The organism is Streptomyces sp. NBC_00019, from assembly GCF_045041015.1.
GTDB lineage: Bacteria > Actinomycetota > Actinomycetes > Streptomycetales > Streptomycetaceae > Streptomyces.
The window spans coordinates 5,839,657-5,866,610 of sequence record NZ_CP108302.1; the positions used below are offsets into that span (position 1 = coordinate 5,839,657).

The window sequence follows — 26,954 nt, forward strand, 5'->3', positions numbered from 1 at the left end:
CGCCGCGCACGTCTGGGTGAACGACTGGTGAGTGGCGCGCCCGACAGCTGGCGGAAGGGCGACCATCCAGGAGTGGCTCATCCGAGGGAAAGGGCTTTTCCATGCGTCGTGCACTGATCATCGTCGATGTACAGAAGGACTTCTGCGAGGGCGGCAGCGTTCCGGTGAAGGGCGGCGCAGGCCGGGCCGCCGCCATCGCCGAGCTGGTCGGGCACGCCGACGGGCGGTACGCCTTCGTCGTCGCCACCCGTGACCACCACATCGACCCGGGCGCCCACTTCTCCGAGAATCCCGACTTCCAGGACTCGTTCCCCGTGCATTGCGTCGTCGGCAGTGAGGGAGGCGAGTTCCATCCGGACTTCGCGCCCGCCGTGGACTCCGGGCACGTCGACGAGGTCATTTTCAAGGGCGCACACTCCGCCTCGAAGAGCGGTTTCGAGGGCTTCACCCAGGACGGCACGACACTTTCCGCCTGGCTGAAGGCCCGCGACATCACCGACCTCGACGTCGTCGGCATCGCGACCGATCACTGCGTGAAGGCCACCGCACTCGACGGAGTGCGCGCGGGCTTCACGGTGCGGGTCCTGCTCGACTACACCGCCGGCGTCGCCGCCGACACCACGCGCACCGCACTCGACGAGCTGCGCCGGGCCGGTGTCGCACTGAGCGGCGAACCTGTTGTCGTCTGAACAGCCCAGTCCAGTCTCTCCGACCCCTGTGTTCACAGACGAGGGACCGGATCAGTCCCTGTCCTGCTGCAACGATGGTTCAGCGAGCCCAAGCCCGGCCGTCCCACGTCCCCGTAGTAGTCACGGAGCCTCCAGCGGTAGCAGCCGGCGAGGAACAGGTCGCAAAAATCACCGCTTGACCAGTGAGCCTCACTGCGCAGCGGATGGCAGAGCCGATCTTCGCGGAGATCCGCGCAGGGCTGCGCCGTCGTTGACTGGTCTGGTTCCTGTGCAGGAGCAGTACCGTCGTGGCTACTCTGTAGGAGAGTGACAATGGGGTTTTGGTGGCCTGGTTCACCCGAAGGTGCGGCCATGTGCGGCCACAGTGCGGCCGGACGCCTTTGGACGAGGTAACACAGGGCGTCACCATAGAACTGTCCGTACGTGCTCTGATCAGGCAGAACAGCACCGGGGGGGCACGAGCCGGAACGAGGCGTCACGAACCCCCGTGGTCTCGTAATGCGTAGGTCTCGGGTTCGAATCCCGAAGGCGGCTCCACCTTTGACCAGCGGCTTCCTTCGGGGAGCCGCTGTTCTGTTTTCCGCCTGGTTGCCGTGCTGGTTGCGATGGAGGGCAGGCCTCGGAGACACAGTCGTGCGGCAATGCGCGCGGGTCATTTGGGCGATATACAGTCATTTGGGTATCCAAGTCTGCCGTCAGGCCTGATTCCGTGGAGTCCTCCCGATGACCTCGATGATCCGCCTGCCATGAGGCCCGACCCGACGCGGGGGCGGATCACGGCGCTGGACGCCTACGACATCCGGTTTCCCACATCCCGTCGGCTCGAGGGGTCGGACGCGATGAATCCCGATCCGGACTATTCGGCTTCGTATGTGATCATCCGCACCGATGCCGGGGACGGGCTGGAGGGGCACGGGTTCTGCTTCACCATCGGCCGGGGCAACGAGGTCGAGGTGGCGGCGATCAAGGCGCTGCGCCCGCATGTGGTGGGGCTGCGGCTGGGAGAGGTCCTGTCCGACCTCGGAGGGTTCTGCCGCTCGCTCGTCGGTGACAGTCAGCTGCGCTGGCTGGGGCCGGAGAAGGGCGTGGTGCACATGGCCATCGGGGCCGTGGTGAACGCCGTATGGGATCTGTACGCGAAGCGGGAGCGGAAGCCGCTGTGGAAGCTGCTGGCCGACCTCGCGCCGGAGCAGGTGGTCGCGTTGATCGACTTCCGCTATCTGGAGGACGCGCTGACCCCCGATGAGGCGCTGGGGATTCTGCGGCGGGCGCGGGGCGGGATGGAGGCGCGGGAGGCGCGGCTGCTCGCCGAGGGGTATCCGGCGTATGCCACGTCCCCTGGCTGGCTCGGTTACCCGGACAGCAAGGTCGCCGGGCTGGCCCGGGAGGCCGTGGACAGCGGGTTCCGGCAGATCAAACTCAAGGTCGGCGCCGACCTGGCCGACGATGTGCGGCGGTGCCGTACCGCGCGGGGGGCGATCGGCCCCGGGGTGCGGCTGGCGTTGGACGCCAATCAGCGCTGGGGGGTCGAGGAGGCGGTCGGGTGGGTCCGGCGGCTGGCGGAGTTCGACCCGTACTGGATCGAGGAGCCGACCAGCCCGGACGACATTCTCGGCCTCGCGCAGATCCGCCGGGAAGTGGCGCCGGTGCGGGTGGCGACGGGCGAACACGTGCACAACCGGGTGATGTTCAAGCAGCTGCTCCAGGCGGACGCGATCGACTTTCTGCAGCTGGACGCCTGCCGGGTCGGGGGCGTCAACGAGAATCTGGCGATCCTCCTGCTCGCGGCCAAGTTCGGGATCCCCGTGTGTCCGCACGCGGGCGGGGTGGGCCTGTGCGAGCTCGTGCAGCATCTGGCGATGTTCGACTATCTGGCGGTCTCCGGCACCGTTCAGGACCGGGTCCTCGAGTACGTGGATCATCTGCACGAGCACTTCCTCGACCCGGCCGTGATCGTCCGGGGGCGGTACGCGGCCCCGACCGCCCCCGGCTTCAGCTCGGCGATGCGGCCCGAGTCGCTCGCCGCGTACGCGTTCCCCGGCGGTGCCGCCTGGCAGGTCCCGTACGACCTGCCCCCGGCCGAAGGCGCCCCGGCATGAACACCGGGGAGGAGTTCCAGGGGCTGGCCGCGGTCGTCACCGGCGGTGCGTCCGGGATCGGTCTGGCCACCGCCGAGACCCTGGCCGCGAGGGGATGCCGGGTGGCGGTGCTCGACCGGGTTCCGGGGCCCGCGTGGCTGCACCCGGTACAGGTCGATGTCGGGGACGCCGTATCGGTGGCCGACGCGGTGAGCCGGGTGGCGGACCTGTTCGGGGGCCTGGATGTGCTGGTCAACAACGCCGGGATCGGCGCCCAGGGCACCGTCGAGGACAACCCGGACGACGAATGGCACCACGTGCTGGACGTCAATGTGCTCGGCATCGTCCGCACCAGCCGGGCGGCACTGCCGTATCTGCGCCGGTCCCCCAGCGCGGCCATCGTCAACACCTGCTCGGTCGTGGCGCTGGCCGGGCTGCCGCAGCGGGCGCTGTACGCGGCGAGCAAGGGCGCGGTGCTCGCGCTGACCCTGGCTATGGCCGCCGACCACATCGGCGAGGGCATCCGGGTCAACTGCGTCACCCCGGGCACCGTGGACACCCCCTGGGTGCGCCGGCTGCTCGAACACTCCGACGATCCGGAGGCCGAACGCGCCGCTCTCATCGCCCGCCAGCCCACCGGCCGCCTGGTCACCGCCCAGCAGGTCGCGGACGCCATCGCGTATCTCGCCGGGCCACTGGCCGGTGCCACCACCGGGACGGCACTCGCCGTGGACGGAGGGATGCAGGGCATCCGTAGACACCCGGACTCCTTCCACTGACCTCACACTGACCGCCACCTACTCGGAGCCGAGCACCATGAAGCGACGCATCGCCGCTGTCGGAACAGCCCTCGCACTCTGCTGCGGGCCGGCCGTCACCGCCTGCGGTGGGGGCACGAGCAGCACCACCGACACCGCTTCGGGCAAGGTGGGAGTGGTCCTGCCGCTGCTCACCTCACCGTTCTGGGAGTCGTACGACTCCTACATCCCCGAGCAGGCCGCCGCCCAGGACGTCCGCGTGCTGCAGACGGTGAACTCCGACTCCGATCCGAGCAAACAGATCACCGACATCCAGAATCTGCTCGCCCAGGACGTGAAGGGCCTGGTCGTCTCCCCGCTGGACTCCGCGGCGATCGTCGCCGGGCTGAATGCCGCGCAGCGCAAGGACGTGCCGGTGGTCGCCGTCGACGTGGCGCCGGACAAGGGCAAGGTCGCGATGGTGGTCAGGGCCGACAACCGCGCCTACGGGGAGAAGGCCTGCCGCCGGATCGGCGATGCGGTGAGGAGCGGCAAGGTCGTACAGATCCAGGGCGACTTGGCGTCGGTCAACGGGCGGGATCGCTCGGAGGCATTCAGCTCGTGCGTCAAGAAGAACTACCCGGGCATCGAGGTGCTGGACGTTCCCGCCGCCTGGAAGGCGGAAAGGGCGGCCGCCGGCCTGGAGGCGCTGTACACCGCCCACCCCGATATCAAGGGCATCTACATGCAGGCCGGCGGAGTGTACCTGGCCCCCACGCTGAGCACGCTGCGGCGGCACGACGCGCTGGTGGCAGCCGGCAGCCCGGGGCACATCGTGATCGTCTCCAACGACGGCATCCCGCAGGAGCTGGACGCGATCCGCAAGGGCCAGATCGATGCGACCGTCTCCCAGCCGGCCGACCAGTACGCCAAGTACGGCATCTACTACATCAAGCGGGTGATGGAGGGCGAGACCTTCCGTCCGGGCCCGACCGACCACGACAGCACCATCGTCCGGCTGCCCAGCGGAATCCTGGAGGACCAGCTCCCGGCACCGCTGGTGACCGAGGACAACGTCGACGACGCGTCCCTGTGGGGCAACCGGATCGGCAAGAGCTCCTGACCCCCGGTGGACCGCCTGCCCGGGCCCTCAGGAAAGCGAGACCGCGATGAACCGGACGCCACCGATCGACCCCCGCGCCGAGGGCACCGGGCGCCGCGCAGTGGCCGAGGCCCACGGGATCCACAAGCGCTACGGGCCCACCGTGGCCCTGGACGATGCGCGGATCACCGTCCGGGCCGGGGAGTCGCACGCCCTGGTCGGCCGTAACGGGGCCGGCAAGTCGACCCTGGTGGCCATCCTGACCGGCATGCAGCGGCCGGACCGCGGCGTCGTCCTGTTCGACGGCGAACCCGCGCCCGACCCGGCGGACCGTGAGGCGTGGCAGCGGCGGGTCGCCTGCGTCTACCAGCAGTCGACGATCATCCGTGATCTCACGGTCGCCGAGAACCTGTACGTCAACCGGCAGCCCACGGTTCGCGGCCAGGTGATCAGCTGGCGGCGGATGCGCGCGGCGGCCCGCGAGCTGCTGGGCGAATGGGGTGTGGAGGTCGACGAGAACGTGCCGGCCGGCAGGCTCACCGTCGAGGACGCCAAGATGGTGGAGATCGCCAGGTCGATCTCTCGCGGAACCCGGTTCATCATCCTGGACGAGCCGACCGCCCAGCTGGACAGCCGGGCGATCGACCGTCTGTTCACCCATGTCCGGCGGTTGCAGCGGGCCGGGATCACCTTTCTCTACATCTCCCACCATCTGGAGGAGGTGTACGCCGTCTGCCAGGCCGTCACCGTCTTCCGCGACGCCCGCTGGATCACCACGGCGCCCGTGGGCGAGCTGGGCAGGACCGAGCTCATCGAGGCGATGACCGGAGGGCGGGGCACGGCCGCGGTCCCCGGCGCCGGCGCGAGCGGGTCGCAGCCGGCGGACGTGCCCGTGGCCGTACGGGTGGACCGGCTGAGCGGCCCGCATTTCACGGACGTCAGCTTCACCGTCCGGTTCGGCGAGACGGTGGGGCTGACCGGGCTCGCGGGCTCCGGGAGCCATCAGGTCGCCGAGGCGCTGGCCGGGCTGTACCGGCCCGACAGCGGGCGGATCGAGGTTCTCGGCCGTGCGACGCGGCCGGGCAGTGTCCCCTCGGCGCTCGCGGCGGGCGTGGGTTGTGTGCCGCGCGACCGGCACCACGAAGGGCTCGTACCGGAGCTTTCGGTGGCCGAGAACGCCTCCCTGAGCATCATGGACCGGCTGGGGCGGCTGGGCGTGATCTCGCGCCAAGCCCGGGACGCCTTCGCCCGCCGGACGATCACCGGTCTCGACATCACGACGGACGGCCCGGACCAGCCGGTCAAGGACCTGTCGGGCGGTAATCAGCAGAAGGTCGTCATGGGCCGGGCGCTGGCCACCGACCCGCCGGTACTGGTGCTCATCAACCCGACGGCGGGTGTCGACGTGCAGTCCAAGCGGGCGCTGCTGGCGGTCGTCGACCGGGCCAGGGCCGCGGGGCGCGCGGCGCTCGTCGTCTCGGACGAGCTGGCGGACCTGCGGAGCTGCGACCGCGTCCTGGTGATGTTCAACGGCTCTCTCGCCGCCGAGTACACCGTCGGCTGGACCGACGAAGAACTGGTGGCCTCGATCGAAGGGGTCGGCACCCGCCATGAATGACACCGCGCCGAACGGCCCGGACAGCGGCCCGACGAAAGGCGACCCGACGCCCGGCGGCGGGCCGGACACCGCGGTCCGCCGTCCCGTCCGCACCATCGCCCTGGGCCGGATCCGCGACCTCGCGCTGCTGCCCGCGGTGCTCCTGCTGCTGGTCATCGGCGCGGTCAGCAACGAGAGCTTCCTGGAGCGGGACAACCTGCTGAACGTGCTCAGCGCCTCCTCGGCGCTCGGACTGCTGGTGCTCGCCGAGGCGATGATCCTGATCAGCGGCAAGATGGACCTCTCGCTGGAGTCGATCGCGGGGCTCGCCCCGGCCCTCGGTTTCATGGCCGTGATCCCGGCGGTCTCGGCGGGTTTCGGCAGCGAACTGCCCACCTGGTTCGGCCTGCTGATCATTCCGCTCACGGGGGCGCTGATCGGGGCCGTGAACGGTCTGCTGATCGTGAAGCTCCAGCTCAACGGCTTCATCGTGACCCTGGCGATGAACATCGTGCTGCGCGGAGTCCTGGTCGGCATGGTGTCCGGCAAGACCCTGTTCGACGCCCCCGCCGCGTTCCTGGCTCTCGGGTCCGACACCTGGCTCGGCGTCCCCGTCTCCGTGTGGGTGACCGGTGCCTGTTTCGCCGGCGCGGGGTGGGTGCTGCGCTACCACCGGCTGGGACGCGCGGTGTACGCGGTGGGCGGCAACGCACCCGCGGCGCGGGCGGCGGGCATCCGGGTCGAACGGGTGGCCTGGGGAGTTCTGGTCATCGGCGGAACCCTGGCCGCGCTGGCCGGCCTGGTGATCGCCGGGCGGGTCGGGGCGATCAACGCCAATCAGGGACAGGGCCTGATCTTCACCGTGTTCGCGGCCGCCGTCATCGGCGGCATCAGCCTGAGCGGCGGCCGGGGATCACTGGCCGGGGCGCTGCTGGGGGTCCTGCTGCTGGGCATGCTGGAGAACCTGCTCACCCTGGCGCAGGTGTCGTCCTTCTGGATCCAGGCCATCTACGGCGCGATCATCCTGGTGGCGCTGATGATCGCCCGGCTCATCACCGGCGAGGGCCAGGAGTAGAACGGTCCGGAGGGAGCAGCGCCGGTCGCTACGCCATAGAATGACCCATATGCCACCCGCCAGATGGGACGGCTGTCATGAAGGTCCCCAAGGAGGTCACACCGGACGGAACACATGGACCGTTCGAGATGGCGAATGTGGCTGCCGCGGTGATCGACGCGAAGGGCACGGTCATCGGCTGGACGGGGGCCGCCGAGCGGCTCCTGGGATACCGCGCGGCGGAGGTCCTCGACCGCTCCGCCGCCACTCTGCTGGCCCGGCCCGAGGACGCGTCACGTGCGGCCGAGGTCGCAGAGGAGTGCGGGAGCCGGGAGAGCTGGGTCGGCCTGGTGGGCGCCCGCCACCGGGACGGCCGCCGTCTCGAGGTCGGGCTGCGGGTGACCGCGATGTCCGACACCGACGACCGCAAGGCCTGGCTCGTATCGGCGATCGACGTGTCGAAGGCTCCGACCTGGGCGGTCAGCGGGGAGGTGCTGGAGGCCTTTCTCATCCGCTCGCCGCTCGGCATGGCCATGCTCAGCCCGGACCTGCGGTACGTGTGGATGAACGACACCTTGGAGCGCTACGGCGGTGTGCCGCGCGAGCAGCGGCTCGGGCACCGGATGTCGGACTCGTTGCCGGGTCTGAACACGGAGGCGCTCGAAGCCAAGATGCGGCAGGTGCTGGAGACCGGCGTCCCGGTCATCGACTACGAGTACCGGGGCTGGACCTGGGCGGATCCGCACCAGGAACACGCCTACTCCACGTCGTTCTTTCGGCTCGACGCCCCGGACGGCAACCCGCTGGGCGTGTGCTACATGGGCATGGACGTCACCGACAGATGGCGGGCCCGCGAGCGCCTGGCCCTGCTCAGCGAGGCCAGCGCCTGTATCGGCGGCACGCTGAACGTGATGCGGACCGCCCAGGAACTGGCCGACTTCTCGGTACCGCGGCTCGCCGACTTCGTGACCGTCGACCTGCTGGAAGCGGTGCTGCACGGCGACGAACCCGGTTCGGGGCCGGCCGGCAGCGCGTTTCTGGTGCGGCGCGCCGGACAGCAGTCGATCCACGAGGGCTGCCCGGAGTCGGTGGTCACCACCGGCGACTCGATCGACGCACCCGAGTCCTCGCCGTACTTCGAGAGCATGGTCAACGGCAGGGCGGTGCTGGAGCCGTACCTGGACCCGGCCACCGCCCCGTGGATCGCTCAGGACCCGGCACGGGCCAAGAGCATCGCGGAGTTCGGGATGCACTCGGTGATGTGGGTGCCGCTGTCCGCGCGCGGCACCGTGCTGGGAGTGGCGACCTTCATCCGTATGGAGCATCCGCAGCCGTTCGAGGAGGACGATCTGCTGCTCGCCGAGGAGCTGGTCAGCCGGGCCGCGGTGTGGGTGGAGAACGCCCGCCGCTACACCCGTGAGCATGCCGCGGCGCTGGCCCTGCAGCGGAGTCTGCTCCCGCAGGGGCTCAACGGCGGGACCGCCATGGAGGTGGCGTCGCGCTATCTGCCTGCCGATGCCCGGGGCGGGGTGAGCGGCGACTGGTTCGATGTGATCCAGCTGTCCGGCGCCCGGGTCGCCCTGGTCGTCGGTGACGTCGTCGGGCACGGCCTCAACGCCGCGGCGACCATGGGCAGGCTGCGGACCGCCGTACAGACGCTCGCCGACATGGACCTGCCGCCCGACGAGCTGCTGGCCCACCTGGACGACCTGGTGATCCGCTTGACGGAGGAGAAGGGCGGCGACGACGAGCCCATCGCCACGGCGGTACTGGGCGCCACCTGCCTCTACGCCATCTACGACCCGGTCACCCAGCTGTGCACCATGGCCCGGGCCGGACATCCGCCGCCCGCCGTGGTCGCCCCCGGCGGCAAGGTCTCCTTCCCGGACCTTCCGGCGGGCCCTCCGCTGGGCCTCGGCTCGTTGCCCTTCGAGTCCGCCGAGATCTCCCTGCCCGAGGGGAGTCTGATCGCCCTCTACACCGACGGCCTCATCGAGAGCAGTGACCAGGACATCGACGTCGGGTTGTCCCGCCTCAGCGATGTGCTCGCGCAGTCCGGCCTGCCGCTCGAGGAGCTGTGCTCGGCGGTCGTGAACAATCTGCTGACCGGCCCGCAGACCGACGACGTCGCCCTCCTCCTGGCCCGGCCGCATTCGCTGGGCGCCGACCGGGTCGCCTCGTGGGACCTGCCGACGGATCCGGCGATCGTCGCGAGCGCCAGGAAGCTGGTTGTCCGCCAGCTGCTCGGATGGCAGCTGGACGACCTGGTGATGACCACGGAACTGGTCGTCAGCGAGTTGGTCACCAACGCCATCCGGCACGGCACCGGGCCCGTCAGGCTGCGGATGGTCCGGCACGACAAGTTGATCTGCGAGGTGTCCGACGCCAGCAACACCTCGCCCCGGATGGGCCATGCGCGGACGACCGACGAGGGCGGCAGGGGGTTGTTCCTGGTCGCTCAGATGACCCGCCGTTGGGGTACGCGCTACACCCGGTCCGGAAAGATCATCTGGGCGGAGCAGGACCTCCCGGGTCGGGTGGGCGACCCGGACGGACGCTGACGGTTCACCTTTCAGGGTGTCGGCCCGTCCGGTCGTACCGCCGCCGTTTCAGGAGCGGGCCCCGCACCTCGCGGTGGGATGTGTCCGCTACCTGGACCGCGAGGTGCGTCGCCATGTCCACCTCCGCACGCGGCCCGGGCCGTCACGATGGGAGGAGCGGAGGTGATGTGCGTGACGAGCGGATACTCCGGTACGCCCCTTGCCCGGAAGATCGGCATCAAGGGCGGACAGCGGGTGGGGCTGCGGCATGCGCCCGAGGCGTGGGACATTCCCGGGCTGCCCGACGGGTGCGAGGTCGTGGAGGGCGGGCCGCGCGGGGTCGATGTCGGCGTCGCCTTCTATCGGGAGCGGCGGGAGCTGGCGGCCGAGGCGGCCCGGCTCGTGGACGGCCTCGCCGACGACGCCATGCTGTGGATCGCCTGGCCCCGGAAGGCGGCCGGGCATGTCAGTGACATCGGTGAGGACGATCTGCGGGAGATCTTCCTCCCGCTCGGTGTCGTCGACGTGAAGGTGGCGGCGCTGGGGGAGGACTGGTCTGGGCTGAAGTTCGTACGCCGGAAGGAGAACCGGCGTACGGATCACGCTGCGAACCCGCGTACATGAGACGTCCTTACCGTGAACGGCTAGCATCGCGGCGGTACTTGCGAGCCGGGATGAGGTGAGGGCATGGGGGAGGCGCTACGCGTCGCCGTCGCCGTCGTGACCATGGGGAACCGGCCGGAGGAGGTCGACGCGCTGCTGGAGTCCGTGGCCAAGCAGGACGTGGCGCCCGCGCGGATCGTGATCGTCGGGAACGGCTGCCGGCTGCCGGAGTTCGCCGAGCGGCTGTCGCTGCCCGGTGAAGTCACCGTCGTGGAGCTGGAGGAGAACCTCGGCTGTCCCGGCGGGCGCAATGTCGGGCTCGCGCGGCTGCGGGAGTTCGGGGACGTCGACGTCGTCGTCGAGCTGGACGACGACGGGCTGCTCGTCGACGCCGATGTGCTGCGGCGGGTACGGGAGTTGTTCACCGCCGACGGGCAACTCGGCGTCGTGGGCTTCCGGATCGCCGACGAGCACGGGGAGACCCAGCAGCGGCACGTGCCCCGGGTCGGTGCCTCCGATCCGCTGCGGGGCGGATATGTGACCGGCTTCCTCGGCGGCGGGCACGGCTTTCGCATGGCGATGCTCGACGAGATCGGCGACTGGCCGGCCCAGTTCTTCTTCGCGCACGAGGAGACCGACCTGGCATGGCGGGCCGCCGACGCGGGCTGGCGGATCCTGTACGCGCCCGAACTGCTGCTCCAGCACCCGAAGACCTCGCCCGCCCGGCACGCCGTCTACTACCGCGTGAACGCCCGCAACCGCGTCTGGCTGGCCCGGCGTCGGCTGCCGCTCGCGCTCATCCCGGTCCATCTCGGGGTCTGGGTGCTGCTCACGCTCGTACGGAACCGGTCGGCGGCCGGGCTGCGCGCCTGGTTCGGCGGGTTCGCGGAAGGGATACGGGAGTCGGCAGGGGAGCGGCGGCCCATGCGCTGGCGCACGGTCTGGCTGCTCACACGGCTGGGACGGCCGCCCGTCATCTGAGCCGGGCCGTGCCGGGGCCTGCCCGCTGAGAGGGCCTTCCGAGAGGATCGAGAAGAAGGGACGAGGGCCCCGGTCGCTCACCTCCGGCGACCGGGGCCCTCTCGCGTCCCCGGATCCGGCCACGACGGCGACACTCCCCCGAGCAACGCGTCGTACGCGCGCACCCTCGGGCCAGATCCGATGAAGTGATCACATCAGGCGGCGCCAACAGATCGCTAACATGTGGCCAGCGGTCCGCTTTGGGGTCGTCGGCCGATTGGCGTGAAGTCGCCGGGCGGCGGCCTCGGACGGCCGGTACGGTGGCGGATTCCGGCCGGATCGCCGGTCGGCGATACGTGGCGGGAAACCGCTGTACAGAGGGCGGAATCCCGCCAGAAGCGGTGGGTTTTCGAGTGCGGAGCGCGGCCGGGTGCGGCGCGTGGGAAGGCAGTGGTTCGGTGTGAAGCCGTGCGAGCTGCGGTTCGGACTGCTGGGGCCGCCGGTTCTCTACGACGCCGGCGCGACCCGAGTGGTGGGCAGCCCCAAGGTGCGGACGCTGCTGGCCGCGCTGCTTCTCGAGGCGGGCCGTACCGTCTCGGTCGACTCCCTCAAGGACGCGCTGTGGGGCGGGGCGCCGCCCGCCTCCGCCCACGCCTCGCTGCACAACCACGTCACCCGGCTGCGACGGCTGCTCGACGACCCCGAGCGGCTGCGGGCCGTACCGCCCGGCTATCTGCTCCGGGTCGAGCAGGGCGAGCTGGACGTCCATGTCTTCGACACCCACGTCGCCGAGGCGCGCGCCGCGCACGCCGGGCGGGACTGGGCACGGACGGTGCGCGCGTGCACCGAGGGGCTCGCGCTGTGGCGCGGCTCGCCGCTCAGCGGCCTCCCGGCCGAGCTGGGCGGATACGCCTTCGTGCAGCGGCTGCGCGAGGCGCGGCTGCTGCTTCTGGAGTGGCGCTACGACGCCGAGCTCGCCGTCGGTGACCGGCTCGACGGTCTGGTCCTGGAACTGACGTCCCTGGCCGCCGAACATCCGCTGCGCGAGGCCTTCCACCGTCAGCTGATGCTGGCCCTCCACCGGACGGGGCGGCAGGCGGAGGCGCTGGCCGTCCACCGGGATCTGCGGACGCGGCTGGTCGAGGAGCTCGGCGTGGAGCCGGGGGCGGGGGTGCGGAAGGCGCATGTCGAGGTGTTGCGGGAGGCGACGGGGGCGTCCGCCGGGAGGAGCGAGGGGAGTGGCGGAGGCGGAGGCGAGGGTGCGTCGGTCGTCGGTGCGGCCGACGGGGCCGAGGACGCGGGGACCGGGCCCGGAGCGGACGGCGCCGAGCCCGGGGGGATGCCCACAGGCCCGCCCCGCCCTGCCCAACTCCCTCCGCCACCAGCGCACTTCACCGGTCGCGCAACCGTCCTCGACGCCGTACGCCGGACCCTGTCCGACGCCCCCGCCGCCGCCGTCGCCGTCATCAGCGGCATGGCCGGTGTGGGCAAGAGCGCACTCGCCCTGCATGTCGCCCATGGCCTGCGGGAACGCTTCCCCGACGGCCAGCTGTACGTCAACCTGCACGGCGCCACCCCCGGCATGACCCCCCTCACGCCGTCCCAGGCGCTCACCGCACTCCTGCGCGACCTGGGCGCCGACCCCCGTGCCATCCCCGAACACCCGGACGCGGCAGCCGCGTTGCTGCGTTCCCTGCTCGCGCCGACGCGCACGCTCATGGTGCTGGACGACGCCGCGACCGCAGCGCAGGTACGGCAGTTGCTGCCGGCCGGCACCGGCTGCGCGGTGATCGTCACCAGCCGCTCCCCGCTGACGGCCCTCGACGGCGCCCGCCGTTTCCCGCTCGCCCCGCTGTCGGCGGAGGACAGCGCGGCGCTGCTGCGGACGGTGTCCGGCCGGGACGGCGACGACGGCACCGGCAGCGGCGAGGACGCCGACCGCATCCACGCCGCCCATCCCCTGGTCGAACTCACCGGCCGCCTCCCGCTCGCCCTGCGCATCGTCGCCGCCCGCCTGGCCGCGCGCCGCGCCCTCACCCCCGATGTGCTGGCCGACCAGCTGGCCGCCACGGAGGACAGGTTGCGGCACCTGGAGTACGACGACCTGTCCGTACGCCGTTCCCTGGCCGTCGCCCACGACGCGCTCGCCGCCTCCGGCCGCCGCACCGACCGCGACGCCGCCCTCGCGCTGCGCCGGCTCGGCGCCCTCGACCTGCCCACGTACGGCGCACCCCTCATCGCCCGGCTCCTCGGCACCGAGACGAGCCGTGCCGAGGCCGCGCTCGACCGCCTCGTCGACGTGGCGCTCCTGGACGAGACGGCGTACGGCCGCTACGCCCCCCACGACCTGGTCCGCGACTTCGCCCGCGAACTGGCGGACACCCGGCACGCCCCGGACGTCGCCCGCACCGCGGTGCGCTGGTACACGGCCGTCGTCGAACGCACCCTCACCGCGATCGTCGAGCCCGGCCTCGACCAGGACGACCGCCGCCGCCCGACCGCCGCGCAGCCGCCCGAGCACACGGCGCACGTGCTGTCCGTGCCGGCGTTCGCCACCTCCGAAGAGGCCTTCGCCTGGGCCACGTCGGAGCTGGAGAACATCGTCGCCCTGGTCGAGCGGTACGCGGACGCCCCCGACGACCGCACCGCCGCCCATGCCGCCACCCTCCTGCGGCTCTTCTTCCCCTACCTCCAACGAGGCGGCCGCGTCTCCGAGATGGAGGTGCTCGGACAGGCCGCGCTCCGGCTGGCGCGACGGTTCGGGGACGAGGTCGCCGAGGCGTACGCGCTGATCGACCTCGCCGGGCTGTACTTCCTCACCGGCCGGCACGGCGAGTCCCTCGCCCGCACCGACGACTCCCTCGCACTCTGGCGGCGACTCGGCGTGCTCTCCAGGATCCGGCGCTGCCTCGGCAACCGGGGCCTGCTGCTGGAGAACCTCGGCCGGTACGAGGAGTCCGGGGAGGCGCTACGCCAGAGCCTGGAGCTGTCACGGCAGTTGGACGACCCCTGGGGCGAGGCCGTGACCTACGGCCACCTCGGCAACCTGTACGAGCACACCGACCCCCGCGCCGCCATCGAGCAGCACCGGCGCTCGCTCGCCATCGGCGCCGAGATCGGCAACGTCATCGTGCAGCACTCCGCGCACTGCAACATCGGCTACGCCCATCTCTCCCTGGGCGAACCGGCCGCCGCCGTACCGCACTTCGAGGAGAGCCGGCGCATCCTCGGCGGCCACGGCGACTGGCACGGTGAGTCCCAGTCCCGGCTCGGTCTGGTGCGCGCGCTGCGGCTGCTGGGCCTCATGGACCGGGCCGAGAGCGAGTGCGCCGAGCTGCTGAGCCGTGCGGACGCCCGCGCCGACGGCTATGTGGGCGGTCTCGCCCGCCACCAGTACGGGCTGGTGCTGCGGGAGCAGGGGCGCGTCGAGGAGGCGTGCGCACAGTGGTGTACGGCCCTCGCCGCGCTGGACGGGACGGACAAGAAGGCGGTCGTGGACGAGCTGCACGCCCTGCTCGGCGGCGGCTGATCACTCGGCGTCCGTGCAGCGGACCGGTCACTTGGCGTCGGCATAGCACTCCACCACCGACGTCGAGAACGGGAACCGCACCGGCGTCTGCCCGAACGTCAGCCGCGCCGCCAACTCCGCCGCCTCCCGGATCGCCGCCACGACCGTCTCCGTCTCCTCCTCGGGACAGTGGACCATCACCTCGTCGTGCTGGAAGAACACCAGCTCGGCTGCCATGTCCGCACAGGTCTGGCGCAGCGCGGCGAGCAGCAGCAGGGTCCAGTCGGCGGCGCTGCCCTGGACGACGAAGTTACGGGCGAAGCGGCCTCGGGCGCGGGCGTTGCGGGAGGCGTACCCCGGTACCCAGCCGTCGTCGGTGGGGGTCTCGGAGGCGTCCTCCTGCGGGATGCCGGCCTCCTCGGCGGCATCGCCCGCGCCCGCCGCCGGTGGGCAGGTCCGCCCCAGCCAGGTCCGCACGAGCCGTCCCTCCTCGCCCGCGCGGGCCGCGTCGTCGACGTACGCCACCGCCTTGGGGAAGCGGCGTCTGAGCGCGGCGAGGTTCTTGAGGCCGTCGCCGGAGGTCTGGCCGTAGACCGCGCCGAGGACGGCGAGCTTGGCCTGGTCGCGGTCGCCGGAGAAGGCGCGGTCGGAGACGGACTGGTAGAGGTCGGTCTCCCGGCCCGCCACCTCCATCAGCCCGGGGTCACGGGAGATCGCCGCCAGCACCCGCGGCTCCATCTGGTCGGCGTCGGCGACGACGAGCCGCCAGCCCGGGTCGGCGACGACGGCCCGGCGGATGACCTTGGGGATCTGCAGCGCGCCCCCGCCGTTGGTGACCCAGCGGCCGGTGACCGTGCCGTGGCACAGGAACTCCGGCCGGAACCGCCCCTCGCGCACCCAGTCCTGGAGCCAGGACCAGCCGTGGGCGACCCAGATCCGGTACAGCTTCTTGTACTCGATCAGGGGCTTCACGGCCGGGTGGTCGATCGACTCGAGCTCCCAGCGGCGGGTGGAGTTCACCTTGATGCCGGCCTGCGCGAACGCCTTGACGACATCGGCGGGCAGATCGGGCCGGACCCGGCGCCCGAAGGCCGCGGACACCTCGTCGGCGAGTTCGGCGAGGCGACGGGGCTCACCGCCGCCGGCGTATCGCTCGCCGAGCATCTCGTGCAGCACCTGGCGGTGGACGTCGGCGCTCCACGGCAGCCCCGCGCGGTTCATCTCGGCGGCCACCAGCATCCCGGCCGACTCGGCGGTGATCAGCAGCCGCATCCGGTCGGGATGGGCGGTGGCGTCCTGGCGGCGCTGCTGGTCGGCGTACACCTCCAGGAGGTCGGCGAGCGGCAGATGGACGGCCTGCGGCTCGAAGAGCGAGGACTGCGAGCCGGGTTCGGCCGACCGCAGCGGCGGGTCGGGCGGTACGGGGCCGCCACGCAGTCGGGCCAGGGCGGCGGCGGCCGAGCGCGGCTCGCCGTAGCGCCCCGCGTGGCCCAGCAGCAGGGTCTCGGCGTCCTCGATGTCGTAGCACCGCTCGACCCGCACCCCCGCGGCGAGCAGTCGCGGATACACCTCGGCCGTGGACCGCCACACCCACCGCGCCACCTCGGGCCGCCCCCGCACGGCCCCCGCGAGATGCCCCTCCCGTCGCACCGGTCCGGCGGGCAGCCCGTCGGTCCCGAGGGGGGCGAGCTCCACGCCACCGTCCTCGGCCGGAGCGAGAGCCCAGCGGTCGGTCATGGTGGCGAGTCTCGCAGGAGGGTCTGACAACGGCCCTTCGCCCGCCGCCGGGCGGCGTGCCCCCGACCCAGGGGGTCAGGCCCTCTCTTCCTGGATCTTCGCCAGCGCCGTCGTCACGTTCTCCTCCGCCGCTTCCTTCGTGATGCCCAGGCCCGACAGCACGCCCTCGCCGTTCTCGAACTCCAGCAGGGCCAGGAGGATGTGTTCGGTGCCGACGTAGTTGTGGCCCAGGCGGAGGGCCTCACGGAACGTGAGTTCCAGGACCTTCTTGGCGTCGGAGCCGTAGGGGACGAGCTCCGGGGCCTCCTCGACGGCCGGTGGTAGTGCGGCGGTGGCGGCCTGGCGTACGACGTCGAGGAGGACGCCCTGTGCGGTGATCGCCTTGGCGGCCAGGGCGTCCGGTTCGGCCAGCAGGCCGAGGACCAGGTGTTCGGGGCGGCCCTCGGCGTTGCGGGCGGCGACGGCCTTGTTGTGCGCGGCCATCACCGTGTTGCGGGCACGGGTCGTGAAGCGGCTGAAGTCCTGGTTGGCGCTGGGCTCAGCGCCCTCCTTCGGCACGAACCGCTTCTGCGCGGCCTGCCGTGTGACGCCCATGCTCCTGCCGATGTCCGTCCAGGAGGCGCCCGAGCGTCGGGCCTGGTCCACGAAGTGGCCGATCAGATGGTCGGCCACGTCACCGAGGTGGTCGGCTGCGATCACCGCGTCCTCGAGCTGGTCGAGCGGCTGGTCGTGGACCTTCTTGATGGCCGCGATGAGGTCGTCGAGGCGTACGGATGACGTGATGTTGGGGTTCGTCGTCATGTGTCAACCGTAGGTTGACAGGCACGGGGTGTCAACCCGCGGTTGACACCTCAAGGCCTTCACGCGTGCGTGCCCCTACTTCGGCGACGCGGCCACCAATCGCACCGCCAGCCCCGTGAACACCGTCCCGCTGAAGATGTTGAGCCCCCGCGCCACCCTGCGACTGCGCCGCAGCAGCGCGGAGAGCTTCCCGGAGAGCAGCCCGATCGAGCCGTCCACCGCGAAGCCCATGACCGTGATCGTGAGCCCGAGGACCAGGAACTGCTCCCACACGTGCCCCATCTCGGGCGCCACGAACTGGGGCAGGAACGCCACGTTGAAGAGGATCACCTTGGGGTTGAGGAGGTTGGTCACGGCCCCCTGCCAGAAGGCCCGCCGCATCCCCGGCCCGGCCACGGCCCCCTCGCCGATCGGCGAACGGTCCCGGAACGCCTTCACCGCGAGGTACAGCAGATAGGCCGCGCCCGCCCAGCGCAGCACGTGGTACAGCGTCGGCAGGGCCAGGAACAGCGCCGACAGTCCGAGCGCCGCGGCCACCGTGTGCACGAACATCGCACAGGCCACCCCGAACGCCGCCATCACCCCCGCCGCGGGGCCGCCGCGTCCGCCCATCGCCACGATGAACATCATGTCGGGGCCGGGAGTCACACAGAGCGCGAAAGCGGCCACGAGGAAGGCCGCGTAGAGAGACATGTCCACCATGCGGCCATGCTCGAAGCCCGCACGGGCGGCGGCACCCGATTTTCGGGGAGTGAGACGATCGCCCCGTGACCAGCAGCAGCGCCCCCGGCACCGTCGACCGCGCCTTCGAGGCAGCCCTCTACACGGACGCCGACTCCGCCCTCGACACGGCCGCCTCCCTCCTCGCCGCCGACAGGACGGCCGACGCCGAACTCGACCGCCGGGGCCGGGAGTTCGTGGCGGCGGCCTGGCGGCGGGGCTGGCAGCCCGCCGACGTCGTACGGATCGTGCGACGGGAGCTGGACGACGTACACGTACGCCTGGCATCGGCGCTGATCCACGCGCAGGCGCCCGACGACCGTGCGCGCGGCCCCCGCTGGCGGGCCCAGCTCGAGGAGGTGACGGCCGAGGCCCCGCCACAGGACCGTTTCTCCCGCGCCACCGCGGTCCTGGAGCTGTACCGTCTGCTGCTCCGCCTTCCCTCCCTGGAGTCCCTCGACGAGCCGGCCGGCCGTGCAGCGCACCCGGAGTCCCGCATGCTCACCCGCATCCGCGCACTGCTCGCGAAGGCGGAGGGGACGGACTACCCGGAGGAGGCGGAGGCGCTCAGCGCCAAGGCGCAGGAGCTGATGACCCGGCACAGTGTCGACGAGGCGCTCCTGGACGCGCAGGCGCCCACGCACGACACCCCCGGCGCCTGCCGGATCGGGGTCGAACCGCCGTACGAGCAGGCCAAGGCGGTGCTGCTGGACGCGGTGGCGACGGCGAACCACTGCCGGGCGGTGTGGAACGAACCGCTCGCCTTCTCCACGGTCGTCGGCTTCGAACCCGATCTGGAGGTCGTGGAACTGCTCTACACCTCCCTGCTCGTCCAGGCCACGACGGCGATGACCAGGGCGGAGGCGGCCCAGCGGGCGGGCGGCCGGAAGCGGACCAAGACCTTCCGGCAGTCCTTCCTCGCGGCCTACGCCCACCGCGTGGGAGTCCGCCTGCGTGCCGCGGCCGAGACCCAGGTGAGCGACGACCTGCTCCCGGTGCTCGCCACCCGCGAGGTCGCGGTCACCGGCCGCCTCGACCGGATGTTCCCCGAGACGACCACGACCCGGCTGCGCGGTGTCAACGACGAGGCGGGCTGGGTCGAGGGCTCGGAGGCGGCGGACCGCGCGCAGGTGAGGTCGCGGCGGCGGCTCGGCTAGGGCCTAGTCGCCGGACACCTGGAACCCGCTCACCGAGGCGTCCGGGGTCTTGCCGTCGCTCTTCACCGCGACATCGCCGTACGACCACTTGAAGTCGTACGTCTCGGAGGAGCCGGGCAGGCTGAACTTCCCCTCCGACACGGCGAGGCTCTTGCCGCCGCCGGCCTCGCCCATGACGTAGGTGAGCGTGAAGGAGGTCGCGGCGCCCTTCGTGAGGGTCGTCTTCGTGGCCTTGGCGGACGGGTCCGGCTCGACGGCGACCGTACCGAGGGTGACGGAGGGCAGGCCGTCGAGGGTGCACTTGGCGCCGCTGTCGTTGGTGATCGTGACGGGCACGTTGCCGGTGTCCCCGACGGCGGGGGCGGCGTTGGCGGGCCCGACCTGCACCGTCATCGCGCCGACCGCACAGGCGGTGACGCCCTTGGGGCTGCTCGTGGCGGCCTTGTCCTTGGTGTCCCCGTCGTCGGAGCAGGCGGTCAGCGTCAGGGCCGCGGTGAGGACGGTGGCGGCGAGGGGGAGGGCGCGCATGAGGGGTCCTTGAGTGCTCAGGTGCTGTGTGAACGCGTGCATGGATCATCACGCACGAAGCCGGGAGTCCGTGAGGAGGGTCAGCCCAGGCTCGCCGTCGGCAGCCCGGACGGCAGCTGGCCGCCCTCCGACTTCGTGTACGTCTCCGTGCCCAGACCGCCCTCCCACGTCACCTTGAGGCCGGTCTTGCTCACGGAGTCGACCATTCCGGTCTGTCGGTCCCTGCTGCCGTCCGTGCACTTGAGGCGGATCATCTGCATGCCGTCCTCCTCGCCCGCGGTCCCGCTGCAGATGGTCCCGCCGGTCGCGAAGAGCCCGGCCTCCGTGCCGTTGACCATCAGCACCACGGCCTTGTCCTTCGTGGTGGCGAGCCAGCTGCCCGCGAGCTCGTCCGAGGCGGAGGCGGAAGCCGACGAGGAAGCCGATCCGCCGGTCCCGCCCCCCGTGTCCGCGGTCGCCGTCGACGACGCACCGGTGCTCGGCGACGAGTCGTCGTCGGAGCCACCGTCCCCGCTGCACGCGGTCAGCGCGAGTACGCCCGCCAGGGTCACGGCGGCCGCCGCGACCCGCATCCGCCGGTGTGACGTGGTGCGCGAGAAGATCGCGGAAGTCACTGGAGGCTCCTAGCTGTAGCGGTCGACGCAACGACCGCAGCAAGCTACCAGGAGGACTTGCGGACCCCCGGAAGGTACCCGGCGTGCGCCTGCACCCGGAGGCCGACGCGAGAGAGGCCGAAGGCGCGGTAGTAGCCGCGCGGCCGCCCGTCCACCTGGTCCCGGTTGCGTACGCGCGTGGCGCTGGCGTCCCGCGGCTGCCGGTTCAACTCCCGCTGGGCGGCGATCCGTTCGGCATCCGTGGAGGACGGGCGCCGGATGATCTCCTTCAGCTCGGCGCGGCGCCCGGCGTACCGGGCGACGATCTCCTGCCGCTTCTCGTTCTTCGCGATCTTGCTCTTCTTCGCCATGCCGCTTTCTCCCTCAGACCCGCACCCCGCGCGCGCGGATCCGCGCCACGGCTGCCTCGATACCGATCGTGTCGACGGTCTTGATGCCCTTCGTGCTCAGCCGCAGCCGGACGTTCCGGCCCTCGCTGGGCAGCCAGTAGCGCTTGGACTGGATGTTGGGGTCGAAGCGGCGCGAAGTGCGCCGGTGGGAGTGGGAGATGCGGTTGCCGAAGCCGGGCTGGGCGCCGGTCAGCATGCAGTGGGCGGACACGGGTGATGCACCTCTCTCGAAGCGGTTGTGTAAATGGAATTCATTTTCAGTAAGATAGCAGCATGGCTCGCAACGAACTCCGCCCGGTCATCAAGCTCCGGTCCACGGCGGGGACCGGCTTCACCTACGTCACCCGCAAGAACCGCCGCAACGACCCGGACCGTATGACGCTCCGCAAGTACGACCCGCTCGTCCGCCGCCACGTCGACTTCCGAGAGGAGCGCTGACCACCCCCATGCGCAACGGAATCCACCCCTCCTACGGCGCGGTCGTCTTCCGGGACCGTGCCGCGAACTACACCTTCCTGACCCGCTCGACGATGACGAGCGAGAAGACCATCGAGTGGGAGGACGGCCACACCTACCCGGTCGTCGACGTCGAGATCTCGAACGTCAGCCACCCCTTCTACACCGGCACCGCGCGCGTGCTGGACACCGCCGGACGCGTGGAGCGCTTCGAGCGCCGGTACGGAAAGAACGGCTGATGCTCTCCGTCGTGATCGTCGGCGGGCTGCACGCCGACGCCCGCAAGGCAGCCGTCGAGCGGCTGCTCGCCGACGTGCCGGGCAGCGTCGTCCTCCACCACGACCTGGCGACGGCCGCGGCGGGCACGGTCGTACGGACCATCCGTGACGCCTCCGGGATCCTCGCCGCGGGGGAGGCGCCCCTGGTCAACGACTGCGCGTGCTGTGCGCTGCGCGAGGACCTGGTGCCGGAGCTGCGCCGGCTGGCCGACGACGGTCTCACGCGGCTCGCGGTCGTCGAGCTGTGGGACTCGGTGGAGCCCAAGGCCATGGCCGAGGTCGTCGCGTCCGGCGGGCTCACCGTCACCGGCGTCATCACCGCCGTCGACCCGGCGCTGGTCCTGCCGTACCTGGGCAACGGCGACGACCTCGCCGACCGCGGCCTCGCCGCTGCCGCCACCGACCAGCGCACGGTCGCCGACACCTTCGCCCGCCAGCTGGAGTACGCCCCCGTCCTCGCCGTGGCCGACTCGGAGGCGGCCGACGACGAGGACCGCGAGCTGCTCGCGCAACTGCATCCGACGGCCCGCCAGGTCCCGATCGGCCACGCCGACCCGGCGGGCGTAGAGCCCGGTGCGCGAGCCGATGCGCAGGCATCCGCACGCTCGCCGTTGGCGGCGGCCGCCCTCGCCGGCTTCGACGTGGAGGCCGCGGCCGCCGCCCAGCACCCGGCCTGTGCCCTCCTGCCCACCGAGGCGGACGCCCACGGTGTCTCCACGCTGGTCTGGCACCGGTGCCGCCCCTTCCACCCGGAGCGGCTGTACGAGGCGCTGGAGGACATCACCTGTGCGGCCGCCCGCAGCCGTGGCCGGTTCTGGCTCGCCGACAAGCCGGATGTGCTGTTGCACTGGGACGCGGCCGGCGGAGCCCTGTGCGTGGAGAGCGTGGGCCCCTGGCTCGCCTCCCTGCCGGACGCGGCCTGGGAGATGGTCCCGCCGGTGCGCCGGGCCGCCGCGGCGATGGACTGGCACCCCGAGCACGGCGACTGCTGCCAGCACCTGGTGTTCACGTCGCCCGCCCTCGACCGCGACGGCCTCGAACGGCTGCTGGAGCACTGCCTGCTCACCGACACCGAGTACGCCGCGGGCCGCGACGCCTGGAAGCGGCTGCCGCCCGCCTTCGACACCCTCCTGGAGGTCTGACCCGCATGCCCCGCAAGCCCGAGCGCAAGCCCGCCAAGAACCGGCCCAACCCGCTGGACCAGGCGAAGATCACATACATCGACTACAAGGACACCGATCTGCTGCGGAAGTTCATCTCCGACCGCGGCAAGATCCGCAGCCGCCGGGTCACCCGCGTCACGTCCCAGCAGCAGCGCCGGCTGGCCCGCGCCATCAAGAACGCCCGGGAGATGGCACTGTTGCCGTACGGCAACCGCTGATCGCCCGCCCCTTCCGAGGCCCCGGCGTGGACACGGTTCACGCCGGGGCCGAACTTTGCCTCCGCACGATTGGGTGAAGCTTGGAACACAACAGGCGCGGTACGCGTCTATTCCTCATACACGAGGGGGTTCGGCCCAGATGCCGAGGTGCCGGGGGAACGTAACCGGCGCCCCGTACGTCACATCTGTAACCACAGGACCACCCCGCGTGCACGTGCATCTGCTCATGCATCTGCACGTGAACAGAGCTATGATCCGGACCGTTGACCACTGCATCAATGGCCCCAAGGCCACCGCACCACCGGGGAGCGACCTGTGGACCACGACGTGTACAACGACGTGTACAACGGCATGGCAGCCACGGAGCTGAACGGGGTGGCCTGGCAGAAGAGCCGGCACAGCAACTCGCAGGGTTCCTGCGTCGAGTTCGCGCGGCTCCCCGACGGAGGCGTGGCCGTACGCAACTCCCGGTTCCCCGACGGTCCGGCGCTCGTCTACACGCGCGCCGAGATAGAGGCGATGCTGCTCGGGGTGAAGGACGGCGAGTTCGACCACCTTGTAGTGGGCTGACGTTCGGGGGTCGGCGACCCGTCGGAGCGAGAAGGACTCAGGGCGATCGATGCTTCACGCCCCGTGACGCGCGTAGAACCATGGCGTCGAAAAACGCCGCGGTATCTCACTCGGCGGACTGCAGGCGGAACAGTGCCCAGACGACCTTGCCGTTGAGCGTGCCCGCGAGCGGATGCCAACCCCAGCCGTCCGCGAAGGAGTCGACGAGGAACAGGCCCCGCCCGGACTCCGCCGAGAAGTCGTCCGTGTCGCGCGCGACCGGGCTGTCGTGGCTGGGATCGCGCACCGCGCACACCAGTCGCTCCGTCCAGCGCATCAGATGGAGTCGTACGGGCGGAATGTGTTCGGGTCCGTGTCCGTTGCTCGTCGGCAGGCCGTGTCGCAGGGCGTTGGTGACCAGTTCGGAGACCACCAGACAGACGTCGTCGAAGCGGTCTCCTATGTCCCACTGGTCGAGCGTTCTGCGGGTGAACTGCCGTGCCTCGCGCACCGCTTCGTAGCGGGCGGGCAGAGCGCAGGAGGCGGCGTTGGACACGGCCGCGGGATCCAGCGGCGGAAGGCCCTGCCGTAACGGCTCGAGCATGGTCGATCCATTCGTCCCCATGCGAGGCACTCCCGGAAGTTCGCGGTCGTTGCGATGCAGCGGTTGCGCGGGACCATGGTTTCGGATGAGGAGTGCAGATGCAAGGTGCAGATGCACGTGCACGTGACCGAATTGGACGTTCCCGTACCGCTTGTTGGGCATTTTTTCCGCCAACTTCCTTACTTCTCTTGCCTTCTCCTCCCCTCCTGCTGTGTGGAATCTTTGGCTTCTTTCCATCTCTGTAATCGGACGAGTACAGCTCGAAGTGTTTTAGTGGCAGACTTCGGCTCCTGAAGACGGCTGGGGAGGCTGGCGAACGTGAGCGCGGGAGAGCCCGGATCGGTGGTGCGGCGGATGCTGCTCGGCTCGCAACTCAGGCGACTGCGTGAGGCGCGCGGAATCACCCGCGAGGCCGCGGGCTACTCCATCCGCGCCTCGGAGTCGAAGATCAGCCGGATGGAGTTGGGCCGGGTGAGCTTCAAGACGAGGGACGTCGAGGATCTGCTGACGTTGTACGGCATCACGGACGAGCAGGAGCGCGCCTCACTTCTCTCCCTCGCTCGCGAGGCCAACGTCGCGGGCTGGTGGCACAGTTACTCCGACGTCCTGCCGAGCTGGTTCCCCACCTATGTCGGTCTGGAGGGCGCGGCCACCCTGATCCGGGTGTACGAGGTGCAGTTCGTGCACGGCCTGCTGCAGACCGAGGCCTACGCCCGCGCGGTCGTGCGGCGCGGCATGAAGGGTGCGAGCGAGGCCGACGTGGAGAAGCGGGTGGCGCTGCGCCTGGAGCGGCAGAAGTACCTCGCCGAAGTGGGCGGCCCCGAGTTCCACATCGTCCTGGACGAGGCGGCGCTGCGCCGGCCCTACGGCGACCGCGAGGTGATGCGGGGTCAGCTTCAGCATCTGATCGAGGTCTCCACGCGTCCGAATGTGCGGCTGCAGGTCATGCCGTTCGGCTTCGGCGGTCACTCCGGCGAGTCCGGCGCCTTCACCCTCCTCAGCTTTCCCGAGTCCGACCTCTCGGACGTGGTCTATCTGGAGCAGCTCACCAGCGCCCTGTATCTGGACAAGCGCGAGGACGTCACCCAGTACGAGAAGGCACTCAAGGAGCTCCAGCAGGACAGCCCAGGACCGGACGAGAGCCGGGACCTTCTACGAGGTCTCCTCCAACTCTCCTGAGATCTTCGCCAACTCTCCTAGGGTTTTCCCCAGAACATCGCTCTGCGTCCCCAACTCACTTGTCGCACAAGTACGATGACGCGTGATCAGACCGTGACGTCGATCGCGCGTCGCGTGCGTCTGCTAGCGATTTGGGGATCTCATGTCGTCGTACTTCACTGATCTGGCCCAGCAGTACATCGACGGTGAGTGGCGCCCGGGCACCGGATCCTGGGACATCATCGACTTCAATCCGTACGACGGCGAGAAGCTGGCGTCGATCACCATAGCCACGGTCGACGAGGTCGACGAGGCGTACCAGGCGGCGGCCCGCGCCCAGAAGCAGTGGGCCGACACCAACCCCTACGCCCGCCGCGAGGTCTTCGAGAAGGCGCTCGGCCTGATCAACGAGCGCGAGCAGGAGATCACCGATGTGATCATCGCCGAGCTCGGCGGCACACGCGTCAAGGCCGGCTTCGAGCTCCACCTCGCCAAGGAGTTCCTGCGCGAGGCGATCCACCTGTCGCTGCGCCCCGAGGGCCGCATCATCCCGTCGCCGATCGACGGCAAGGAGAACCGCGTCTACCGGGTGCCGGTGGGCGTGGTGGGCGTGATCAGCCCCTTCAACTTCCCGTTCCTGCTGTCGATCAAGTCGGTGGCCCCGGCGCTGGCGCTCGGCAACGGCATCGTACTGAAGCCGCACCAGAACACCCCGATCACCGGCGGCACCCTGGTCGCGAAGATCTTCGAGGACGCGGGCCTGCCCAAGGGACTCCTCAACGTCGTCGTCACCGACATCGCGGAGATCGGCGACGCCTTCATCGAGCACCCCGTCCCGAAGGTCATCTCCTTCACCGGCTCCGACAAGGTCGGCCGCCACGTCGCCACCGTCACCGCCTCGCACTTCAAGCGTTCGGTCCTCGAACTCGGCGGCAACAGCGCCATCGTGGTGCTCGACGACGCCGACATCGACTACGCCGTCGACGCCGCGGTCTTCAGCCGGTACGTCCATCAGGGCCAGGTCTGCATGGCCGCCAACCGTGTGATCGTGGACCGCTCGATCGCCGACGAGTTCACCGAGAAGTTCGTCGCGAAGGTCAAGGGCCTCAAGGTGGGCGACCCGCGCGACCCGGAGACGGTGATCGGCCCGGTCATCAACTCCTCCCAGGCGGACGCCCTCGCGAGCACCGTCGAGCAGGCGATAGCCGAGGGCGCGACGGCCCTGGTGCGCGGTGAGACCACCGACAACCTGGTCTCGCCGTCGGTCCTCACCGACATCCCGGCCGGCTCCGCCCTCCTCCACCAGGAGGTCTTCGGCCCGGTCGCCTTCCTCATCCCGGTCGACGGCGAGGAGGAGGCGGTCCGCGTCGTCAACGACACCCCGTACGGCCTCAGCGGCGCCGTCCACACCGCGAACATCGAGCGCGGCGTCAACTTCGCCAAGCGCATCGACACCGGCATGTTCCACGTCAACGACGGCACCGTCCACGACGAGCCCATCGTCCCCTTCGGCGGCGAGAAGAGCTCCGGCGTCGGCCGCCTCAACGGCGAGACGATGCTGGACGCTTTCACCACGCTGAAGTGGATCTCGGTGCAGCACGGACGGAGCAGGTTCCCGTTCTGACGGAGCAACCCCCGAACCGCCGGCTTCGGCGGTTCGGGGAGGGCAGACGTCCGCTGAACGTGGGTTGGCCGTCCCGCCTCCCCCGCCCAC

Annotated in this window: 26 protein-coding genes; 18 read left to right on the forward strand and 8 right to left on the reverse strand. The window is 70.8% G+C overall.

Going from position 1 to position 26,954, the window contains the following annotated elements; all coding sequences use genetic code 11:
- The first annotated feature begins 101 nt into the window (after window positions 1-101).
- The 10 genes from OHU89_RS27600 to OHU89_RS27645 all read left to right on the forward strand — a co-directional run bounded on the left by OHU89_RS27600 (window position 102) and on the right by OHU89_RS27645 (window position 14,889).
- Window positions 102-689, forward strand: coding sequence for an isochorismatase family protein (locus OHU89_RS27600; protein ID WP_405646712.1), 588 nt, complete (start codon window positions 102-104; stop codon window positions 687-689).
- A 746-nt stretch (window positions 690-1,435) separates the two neighbouring features.
- Window positions 1,436-2,788, forward strand: coding sequence for an L-fuconate dehydratase (locus OHU89_RS27605; protein ID WP_405646714.1), 1,353 nt, complete (start codon window positions 1,436-1,438; stop codon window positions 2,786-2,788).
- Complete coding sequence (locus tag OHU89_RS27610) at window positions 2,785-3,546, forward strand: SDR family NAD(P)-dependent oxidoreductase (RefSeq protein WP_405646716.1); 762 nt, start codon at window positions 2,785-2,787, stop codon at window positions 3,544-3,546. Before OHU89_RS27605 ends, OHU89_RS27610 begins: the two co-directional genes overlap by 4 nt.
- A gap of 37 nt (window positions 3,547-3,583) precedes the next feature.
- Window positions 3,584-4,627 carry a sugar ABC transporter substrate-binding protein gene (locus tag OHU89_RS27615; RefSeq protein ID WP_405646718.1) on the forward strand — a complete coding sequence of 348 codons (1,044 nt, stop codon included), beginning with the start codon at window positions 3,584-3,586 and terminating at the stop codon, window positions 4,625-4,627.
- A gap of 46 nt (window positions 4,628-4,673) precedes the next feature.
- Window positions 4,674-6,224, forward strand: coding sequence for a sugar ABC transporter ATP-binding protein (locus tag OHU89_RS27620; RefSeq protein ID WP_405646721.1), 1,551 nt, complete (start codon window positions 4,674-4,676; stop codon window positions 6,222-6,224).
- Window positions 6,217-7,278 carry an ABC transporter permease gene (locus OHU89_RS27625; RefSeq protein ID WP_405646722.1) on the forward strand — a complete coding sequence of 354 codons (1,062 nt, stop codon included), beginning with the start codon at window positions 6,217-6,219 and terminating at the stop codon, window positions 7,276-7,278. The genes OHU89_RS27620 and OHU89_RS27625 overlap by 8 nt, the downstream gene beginning before the upstream one ends.
- A 77-nt stretch (window positions 7,279-7,355) precedes the next feature.
- Window positions 7,356-9,818, forward strand: a complete 2,463-nt coding sequence (locus tag OHU89_RS27630) for a SpoIIE family protein phosphatase (RefSeq protein ID WP_405646724.1) — start codon at window positions 7,356-7,358, stop codon at window positions 9,816-9,818.
- 165 nt (window positions 9,819-9,983) lie between these two features.
- The gene (locus OHU89_RS27635) at window positions 9,984-10,421 is read left to right on the forward strand and encodes a DUF3052 domain-containing protein (protein WP_405646725.1); all 438 of its coding nucleotides are present in this window, start codon (window positions 9,984-9,986) and stop codon (window positions 10,419-10,421) included.
- Window positions 10,422-10,484: 63 nt separating this feature from the next.
- Window positions 10,485-11,381, forward strand: coding sequence for a glycosyltransferase family 2 protein (locus OHU89_RS27640; RefSeq protein WP_405646727.1), 897 nt, complete (start codon window positions 10,485-10,487; stop codon window positions 11,379-11,381).
- Window positions 11,382-11,820: 439 nt separating this feature from the next.
- The gene (locus OHU89_RS27645; protein ID WP_405654676.1) at window positions 11,821-14,889 is read left to right on the forward strand and encodes a BTAD domain-containing putative transcriptional regulator; all 3,069 of its coding nucleotides are present in this window, start codon (window positions 11,821-11,823) and stop codon (window positions 14,887-14,889) included.
- A 27-nt stretch (window positions 14,890-14,916) separates the two neighbouring features.
- Here OHU89_RS27645 and OHU89_RS27650 read toward each other — a convergent pair whose 3' ends face one another.
- The 3 genes from OHU89_RS27650 to OHU89_RS27660 all read right to left on the reverse strand — a co-directional run bounded on the left by OHU89_RS27650 (window position 14,917) and on the right by OHU89_RS27660 (window position 18,108).
- Complete coding sequence (locus OHU89_RS27650; protein ID WP_405646729.1) at window positions 14,917-16,605, reverse strand: bifunctional 3'-5' exonuclease/DNA polymerase; 1,689 nt, start codon at window positions 16,603-16,605, stop codon at window positions 14,917-14,919.
- A gap of 75 nt (window positions 16,606-16,680) precedes the next feature.
- Window positions 16,681-17,406, reverse strand: coding sequence for a Clp protease N-terminal domain-containing protein (locus OHU89_RS27655; RefSeq protein ID WP_405646731.1), 726 nt, complete (start codon window positions 17,404-17,406; stop codon window positions 16,681-16,683).
- 75 nt (window positions 17,407-17,481) lie between these two features.
- Window positions 17,482-18,108 carry a LysE family translocator gene (locus OHU89_RS27660; protein WP_405646733.1) on the reverse strand — a complete coding sequence of 209 codons (627 nt, stop codon included), beginning with the start codon at window positions 18,106-18,108 and terminating at the stop codon, window positions 17,482-17,484.
- Window positions 18,109-18,173: 65 nt separating this feature from the next.
- Here OHU89_RS27660 and OHU89_RS27665 point away from each other — a divergent pair, with 65 nt between their 5' ends.
- Window positions 18,174-19,283, forward strand: coding sequence for a DUF2786 domain-containing protein (locus tag OHU89_RS27665; RefSeq protein WP_405646735.1), 1,110 nt, complete (start codon window positions 18,174-18,176; stop codon window positions 19,281-19,283).
- A 3-nt stretch (window positions 19,284-19,286) separates the two neighbouring features.
- On the opposite strand, the gene OHU89_RS27670 is transcribed toward OHU89_RS27665, so the two are convergent.
- The 4 genes from OHU89_RS27670 to rpmB form a co-directional block, all read right to left on the reverse strand.
- Complete coding sequence (locus tag OHU89_RS27670) at window positions 19,287-19,811, reverse strand: DUF4232 domain-containing protein (RefSeq protein WP_405646736.1); 525 nt, start codon at window positions 19,809-19,811, stop codon at window positions 19,287-19,289.
- 80 nt (window positions 19,812-19,891) lie between these two features.
- Window positions 19,892-20,425 carry a hypothetical protein gene (locus tag OHU89_RS27675; RefSeq protein WP_405646738.1) on the reverse strand — a complete coding sequence of 178 codons (534 nt, stop codon included), beginning with the start codon at window positions 20,423-20,425 and terminating at the stop codon, window positions 19,892-19,894.
- A gap of 44 nt (window positions 20,426-20,469) precedes the next feature.
- Complete coding sequence (rpsN, locus tag OHU89_RS27680) at window positions 20,470-20,775, reverse strand: 30S ribosomal protein S14 (protein ID WP_405646739.1); 306 nt, start codon at window positions 20,773-20,775, stop codon at window positions 20,470-20,472.
- Window positions 20,776-20,788: 13 nt separating this feature from the next.
- Window positions 20,789-21,025, reverse strand: a complete 237-nt coding sequence (gene rpmB, locus OHU89_RS27685) for a 50S ribosomal protein L28 (RefSeq protein ID WP_046260351.1) — start codon at window positions 21,023-21,025, stop codon at window positions 20,789-20,791.
- Between the two features lie 62 nt (window positions 21,026-21,087).
- Here rpmB and rpmG point away from each other — a divergent pair, with 62 nt between their 5' ends.
- The 5 genes from rpmG (at window position 21,088) to OHU89_RS27710 (ending at window position 23,499) form a co-directional block, all read left to right on the forward strand.
- Window positions 21,088-21,252 carry a 50S ribosomal protein L33 gene (gene rpmG, locus OHU89_RS27690; protein WP_307027713.1) on the forward strand — a complete coding sequence of 55 codons (165 nt, stop codon included), beginning with the start codon at window positions 21,088-21,090 and terminating at the stop codon, window positions 21,250-21,252.
- An 8-nt stretch (window positions 21,253-21,260) separates the two neighbouring features.
- A complete protein-coding gene (locus OHU89_RS27695) occupies window positions 21,261-21,509 on the forward strand; it encodes a type B 50S ribosomal protein L31 (protein WP_405646741.1) in 249 nt (82 codons plus the stop codon).
- The gene (locus tag OHU89_RS27700; RefSeq protein ID WP_405646743.1) at window positions 21,509-22,690 is read left to right on the forward strand and encodes a CobW family GTP-binding protein; all 1,182 of its coding nucleotides are present in this window, start codon (window positions 21,509-21,511) and stop codon (window positions 22,688-22,690) included. The genes OHU89_RS27695 and OHU89_RS27700 overlap by 1 nt, the downstream gene beginning before the upstream one ends.
- Window positions 22,691-22,695: 5 nt before the next feature.
- Window positions 22,696-22,929, forward strand: a complete 234-nt coding sequence (rpsR, locus tag OHU89_RS27705) for a 30S ribosomal protein S18 (RefSeq protein WP_046260355.1) — start codon at window positions 22,696-22,698, stop codon at window positions 22,927-22,929.
- A gap of 315 nt (window positions 22,930-23,244) precedes the next feature.
- On the forward strand, window positions 23,245-23,499 hold the full coding sequence (locus tag OHU89_RS27710) for a DUF397 domain-containing protein (protein ID WP_266823915.1): 255 nt from the start codon (window positions 23,245-23,247) through the stop codon (window positions 23,497-23,499).
- 106 nt (window positions 23,500-23,605) lie between these two features.
- Here OHU89_RS27710 and OHU89_RS27715 read toward each other — a convergent pair whose 3' ends face one another.
- Window positions 23,606-24,103, reverse strand: coding sequence for an ATP-binding protein (locus OHU89_RS27715; RefSeq protein WP_405646746.1), 498 nt, complete (start codon window positions 24,101-24,103; stop codon window positions 23,606-23,608).
- A 333-nt stretch (window positions 24,104-24,436) separates the two neighbouring features.
- Here OHU89_RS27715 and OHU89_RS27720 point away from each other — a divergent pair, with 333 nt between their 5' ends.
- Complete coding sequence (locus OHU89_RS27720) at window positions 24,437-25,261, forward strand: helix-turn-helix transcriptional regulator (RefSeq protein ID WP_266899414.1); 825 nt, start codon at window positions 24,437-24,439, stop codon at window positions 25,259-25,261.
- 142 nt (window positions 25,262-25,403) lie between these two features.
- Entirely contained in the window at window positions 25,404-26,864 is a 1,461-nt protein-coding gene (locus OHU89_RS27725; protein WP_405646747.1) for an aldehyde dehydrogenase family protein, read from the forward strand.
- Window positions 26,865-26,954 lie beyond the last annotated feature (90 nt).